The 6,071-nt window shown below is 66.8% G+C and carries 5 protein-coding genes; 2 read left to right on the top strand and 3 right to left on the bottom strand.

Annotated elements, in window-relative coordinates:
• From LPZ50_RS01445 to LPZ50_RS01435, 3 genes are all read right to left on the bottom strand, one after another.
• Positions 1–1,708 (bottom strand): IlvD/Edd family dehydratase (locus tag LPZ50_RS01445; RefSeq protein ID WP_230656775.1); only part of this gene is annotated, 1,708 nt, incomplete at its 3' end.
• A 22-nt stretch (positions 1,709–1,730) separates the two neighbouring features.
• Positions 1,731–2,534, bottom strand: a complete 804-nt coding sequence (locus tag LPZ50_RS01440) for an aldolase/citrate lyase family protein (RefSeq protein WP_230656769.1) — start codon at positions 2,532–2,534, stop codon at positions 1,731–1,733.
• A gap of 20 nt (positions 2,535–2,554) precedes the next feature.
• Entirely contained in the window at positions 2,555–3,529 is a 975-nt protein-coding gene (locus LPZ50_RS01435) for a Bug family tripartite tricarboxylate transporter substrate binding protein (RefSeq protein ID WP_230656768.1), read from the bottom strand.
• A gap of 122 nt (positions 3,530–3,651) precedes the next feature.
• On the opposite strand from LPZ50_RS01435, the gene LPZ50_RS01430 reads away from it, so the two are divergent.
• Together LPZ50_RS01430 and LPZ50_RS01425 are read left to right on the top strand one after the other, a co-directional pair.
• Entirely contained in the window at positions 3,652–4,719 is a 1,068-nt protein-coding gene (locus LPZ50_RS01430) for a LacI family DNA-binding transcriptional regulator (protein ID WP_230656767.1), read from the top strand.
• Positions 4,720–4,806: 87 nt separating this feature from the next.
• The gene (locus LPZ50_RS01425) at positions 4,807–6,063 is read left to right on the top strand and encodes a DUF2254 domain-containing protein (RefSeq protein ID WP_230656766.1); all 1,257 of its coding nucleotides are present in this window, start codon (positions 4,807–4,809) and stop codon (positions 6,061–6,063) included.
• Positions 6,064–6,071: the final 8 nt, after the last annotated feature.

The following is a 6,071-nucleotide window of genomic DNA, read 5'->3' as shown; positions in this document are numbered from 1 at the left end:
GGCTGGCGAAATCGCAGCCCAGGTGCGCCTGCGTCACTTCATTCTGGTATATGCGCGTGAAGCCGCGCACATGCGGCCGCGGCGGCGGCGACCACTGCTTGCGGCGTTCCGCCAGTTCCGCTTCCGGTACCAGCATATCCAGGCTGCGCGCACGGATATCCAGGCGCACCAGATCGCCGGTGCGCAGCAGCGCCAGCGGGCCGCCCACGGCGGATTCGGGCGATACGTGCAGCACGCAAGTGCCGTAGTGCGTGCCGCTCATACGCGCATCGGAAATGCGCAGCATGTCGCGCACGCCCTGTTGCAGCAGTTTCTTCGGAATGGGCAGGTTGCCCCACTCCGGCATGCCGGGCCCGCCTATCGGCCCGCCGTTGCGCAATACCAATACCGTGTTCTCGTCCACATCCAGGTCAGGGTCGGCCATGGCGGCGAACATGTCGGCGTTGGAATCGAATACCAGCGCGCGTCCCGTGTGCCGCAGCAAATGCGGGCTGGCCGCCGAAGGCTTGATGACGGCGCCATCGGGCGCCAGATTACCCCGCACCACCGCCATGGCCAGTCCGGCTTCCGGGCAGTCCGCCACGCCATGCTTCAACGGCGCGGACGGATCCAGGATCACGTCGCCAGCATCGGCCTGCGGCCATTCCGCCAGGTTCTCGCCCAGCGTGCGGCCGGTACAGGTCAGGCAGGAAAGGTCCAGGTGGGCCTCCACCTTGCGCAATACCGCGGGCAGGCCGCCGGCGTAGAAAAAGTCTTCCATCAAGTGGGCGCCCGACGGATACAGGTTGGCGATGACCGGCACGTCGCGGGCGATGGCATCGACCTCGTCCAGGCCCAGCTCGATGCCGGCGCGCCCCGCCATCGCCGGCAGGTGCACCGCGGCATTGGTGGACCCGCCCAGCGCCACGTAGGCCACCACGGCGTTGCGAAAAGCCGCCGCGGTGCAGATGCGGGTGGGCTTCAGGTCTTCCCAGACCATTTCCACGGCGCGGCGGCCGCATTGCCATGCCATGCGCGTGTGGGCCGCATCGACGGCCGGAATGGCCATCGCGCCAGGCAGCGACAAGCCCAGGGCTTCGACAATGGCGGTCATGGTGCTGGCGGTGCCCATGGTGTTGCACGTGCCCACGCTGCGGGTCATGCGCGATTCCATCGCCACCCATTCCGTCTTGCCGATGGCGCCGATGGTGTATTCGGCGTAGAACTTCTTGGTGTGCGTGCCCGCGCCCACCGCCTCGCCGCGGTAGCGGTCGTTCAACATGGGCCCGGCCGGCATGAAAATTACCGGCAAGTCCATGGACAGCGCCCCCATCGTCAAGGCCGGAGGCGTCTTGTCGCAACCGCCCATCAATACCGCGCCATCGATGGGCAAACTGCGCAGCAGTTCCTCGCATTCCACCGACAGCAGGTTGCGGTACAGCATGGTAGTAGGCTTGACCATGACTTCGCCCAGGCTCAGCGCGGGCAGTTCCAGCGGGTACCCGCCGGCCTGCAACACCCCGCGCTTGACAGCCTCGGCCCGCTCGCGCAAGTGCGCATGGCAGGGCGACAAGTCGCTCCAGGTATTGATAATGGCGATCACGGGCCGGCCCATGAACTCTTCGCGGTTCAGGCCCTGCTGCTGCATGCGCTGGCGATGCGCAAAGCCGCGGATATCATCGCTGGCGAACCAGCGGTGGCTGCGCAGGGTTTCGGGGGTTTTGCGCAAGGGTGTGTTCACGGGGCGCTCCTCAGTAAGTGGCCGGCAGGTCGCCGCCCGCACGGCGCCCGGTGAAACGCGCGGCAGTATCGTCGCAAGCCTTGCGCAACAGCACCTGGTCGGTGGCCACCGCCACGAACAAGGCGCCCAGGTCCAGGCATTCGCGCGCGCGCGGCTCATCCAGCATCAGGATGCCCGGCGCCTTGCCGCAGGCCAGGATGCGCGCAATGGCGTTGTCGATCGCCGCGCGCACCTTGGGGTGCTGCAATTCACCCGGCACGCCCAGGCTGGCCGACAAGTCCGCCGGCCCTACGAACACACCATCCACGCCGTCCACCGCCGCGATCTGTTCCAGTTGCTCCAGCGCTTCCATGGTTTCTATCTGCACCAGCACGCACAGTTCTTTCGCGGCGTCCTGCACATAGCCGACGTCGCGGCCGAAGCGCGAGGCGCGCATCGAACCTCCCATACCGCGTACGCCCTGGGGCGGGTAGCGGGTGGCCGCAACCGCCGCCTCGGCCTCCGCGCGGTTTTGCACGAACGGCAGCAACAAAGACTGTGCTCCCACATCCAGGTGGCGCTTGATCAGCACGGTGTCGTTCCAGGCGGGACGCACCACCGCGGACGACGGCCGGCCGTGCTCGGCCGCCACCGCCTGCAGCAGGTGCTGCACCACGATAGGGTCGCTGGGCGTGTGTTCCGTGTCGATCAGCAGCCAGTCGAAACCGGCGCCGGCAATCAGTTCGGACACCATGGGAAACGGCAGCGTCGACCACAGTCCGATCTGCGGCTGGCGCGCCTGCAAGGCGCGCTTGAAAAGATTAGGGGCTGGCATAGTCAGTAAAAATCCATCGTTCAATCAATATGCACATTGCCGGCCTTGATGACCTCGGCCATGCGCTGGGAATCGGCCTGCATGCGGGCCTCGAACTCTTCGGGCGTGGAAGACAGGATCTCACTGCCCTGCGCTTCCTGCGGCTTGCGGAATTCCGGCGTGGCCAGGATCGCCGCCATTTCCTTGTGCAGGCGCTGCACGATGGGGGCCGGCGTGCCGCGGCGCACCAGCATGCCGCTCCAGGCGATCTGCACCGTATCCGGGGCGCCGGCCTCGGCCATGGTGGGCACGTCGGGCGCCAGCGGCGCGCGCTTGGTATCCGCCACCGCCAGGATGCGCACCTTGCCGGTCTGGGCCACGGGCAATACCGCCGACAGGTTGTGGAACATCATGGGTATCTGCCCGCCCATCACATCCGTCAGCGCGGCCGGCCCGCCCTTGTAGGGCACGTGCACCAGTTGCGTGCCTGTGCTGGCCTGGAACTGCAGGCCGGTCAGGTGCATGGTGTTGCCATTGCCGGCCGACCCGAACGCCAATTCGCCAGGCTTGGCCTTGGCGTCCTTCACCACGTCGGCCACCGTGTAGTACGGCGTCTGCGCCCCCACCACCAGTACATTCGGGGTCTGGTTGGTCAGGGTAATGGGCTGGAAATCCTTGAACGGATCGAACCCGGGCGACTTGTACAAATGCGGGTTCACCGCCAGCGTGCTGATCGACCCATAGAAAATGGTGTAGCCATCGGCCGGGCGTTGCGCCACATAGGAGGCCGCGATATTGCCATTGGCCCCGGCCCGGTTCTCCACCACCACCGGCTGCCCCAGGCGCTCGGACAAGGCCTGGGCGAACGGCCGCGCCACCGCGTCGGCGGCGCCGCCCGGCGGCTGCGGCACCACCAGGGTGACGGGTTTCTGCGGGTAATCGGCCGCGTGGGCCAGAGGAATGGCCAACGCCGCCGTAGTGGCAAAAAGCGCGCTGCACAGGCGTGAAAGCGTCATGAATCTGTCTCCTGTCTGCCGGGTGAATGGCTGTGGTTATACGACAACCGGCCAAAATGGTACCGGTTTCATTTATTATGGTACCGGTGTCATTTTGGACTTGCAAGGGTATAGTTCCACCCATGATCGACAACCCCGATTCTCCGCCGCGCCCGCGCAGCCGGCCCAAGCTGGGCCACTACACCATCCACGACGTGGCCGCGCTGGCCGGAGTGTCATCGGTTACCGCCTCGCGCTACTTCAATGCGCCGCACAAGGTGTCGCAAAAGCTGCGCGACCGCCTGGACGCCGTGGTGGCCGACACGGGCTACATGCCCAGCCAGGTGGCGCGCCGCCTGGCGTCCACGCAGGGCGGGCCGGTGGGCGCCATCATGCAGAACGTCAGCAGCCCCACGTTCGCGCAAATGGTGCGCGGCATGAGCGACACGCTGGATGCCCAGGGCCTGCAATTGCTGCTGGCCAATAGCGAATACTCCGCCGACACCGAGGCCCGCGCCATCCGCGCCTTCGTGGGCTGGCATCCCAGCGGCCTGGTGCTGACCCGCGGCGACCACGCTCCCGCCATCGACACATTGCTGCAGGCCTTGCGCATTCCCGTGGTGGAAGCCTGGGAAATCCTGGAAGGCCGTCCATACCATCAAGTGGGCTTTGCCCAGCACGACGTAGGCGACATGCTGGCCCGGCATTTTCTGGAACAAGGCGCGCGCCGCATCCGTTTCGCGCTGAATGGCTCGGCCCACGACACGCGAGCGGAACGGCGCGCGCAGGGGTACGCCCAGGCCATGCGCCAAGCCGGCCTGGCGGCCGATATCGCACGGGCCGGCAACACGGACGACTACGCCGCGGGCATAGCCCATCTCGAGCGGTTCACCCGGGAACCGCCGGGACAGCGGCCCCAGGCCATCATATTTGCCCACGACCATCTGGCCATCGGCGCCCTGCTCCGCGCCTCGTCCATGGGGGTGTCGGTGCCGCGCGACTGCGCCGTGGCTGGCTTCGGCGACGTGCCCCTGGCCGGCATCATCGAAACCGGCTTGACCACCGTGCGCACGCGTCCCTACGACATCGGCGCCCAGGCCGCGGCCACCCTGCTGGCCGCCATGCGGGCCCGGCCCGAAAACGACACCCGCCCCACCGTGCACCGGGTGGCCTGCGAACTGGTAGTACGCGGCAGCAGCCTCATCCCTTAGCCGGAATGTGGCGTAGCCCGTTCCGCCGGCGAACGGCAGGCATCGCGATAAGCTAGCGCTTCCGCATACTCGAACTGGGGTACCACCATGCCGCGCTGGCGCTGGATATTGACGCAACTCACCCGACGCCTGTGGGTGCGCGCCACGCTGATCGGCCTGATGGGCGTGGCGGCGGCCATCCTGGCCGCCGTGGTGGAACGCTTCATCCCCTGGGACCTGCCCACTACCATCGGCGCGGACGCGGTCGGCAGCATTCTCAATATCATTGCCTCCAGCATGCTGGCGGTGACCACGTTCTCGCTCAGCGTCATGACGGCGGCTTTCGGAGCGGCCACCAGCAACGTCACGCCGCGCGCCACCACGCTGCTGATGGAAGACCGCCTCAGCCAGACAGTGCTGTCCACCTTCGTCGGGTCTTTCCTGTTCAGCGTCGTCGGCATCGTCGTGCTCAATACCGGCGCCTATGGCGACCGTGGCAGGTTTGTCCTGTTCGTAGTCACCATTGCCGTCATCGCGCTGATCGTCGTGTCGCTGTTGCGCTGGATCGATCACCTGACCCGCCTGGGCCGCGTGGGCGAAACCACCGAACGCGTCGAACAGGCGGCGCGGCAAGCCATGGAGGCACGCCTGCGGCAACCCCACCTGGGCGGCAGCCCGCTGCTCGAAATTCCCGCCGGCGCCACCCCGGTGCCGGCCGGCGTGGTTGGCTATGTGCGGCATATCGACATGAGCGCGCTGTCACATTGTTGCGAAGCGCTGGACGCCGACATCTATGTGGTCGCCATCCCAGGGGTATTTGTCTACCCGGACACGCCCATCGCCTGGATAGACGCCGATGCAAAACCCGGCACCGAAGATGACCCCGCCGCAGCAGTGTTCAAGGCCTACACCATCGGCAACGAGCGCAGCTTCGACCAGGACCCGCGTTTCGGGCTGGCCGTCATGGCTGAAATCGGCTCGCGCGCGCTGTCGTCCGCCATCAATGATCCCGGCACCGCCATCGACGTCATCGGCCGCATGACACGCTTGATGGGTGTCTGGGCCCCGTCTGGGGCTGATGCCCGGGAAGACCCGGAATTCCCGCGGGTCCATGTGCAATCGCTGACATCGGACGACATGTTCGAAGACGCGTTCATGCTGATGGCGCGCGACGGAGCCGGGCATATCGAAATCCAGTTGCGCATCCAGAAAGCGTTGCGCGCACTGGCCCGCCTGGGCAACGACGACTTCCGCGCGGCCGCCCAGCGCCAGGCCAGCCTAGCACTGGCTCGGGCAGAAGCGGCCCTGGCCCTGGACGAAGACAGGACCCGGCTGCGCCACGCCGCAGAACAAACCGGCACCTGACACGGCGC

Source organism: Bordetella petrii (assembly GCF_020991325.1).
In the GTDB taxonomy this organism is placed as follows: Bacteria; Pseudomonadota; Gammaproteobacteria; order Burkholderiales; family Burkholderiaceae_B; genus Bordetella_A; species Bordetella_A petrii_E.
This window is presented reverse-complemented; position numbering and strand designations above follow the sequence as displayed.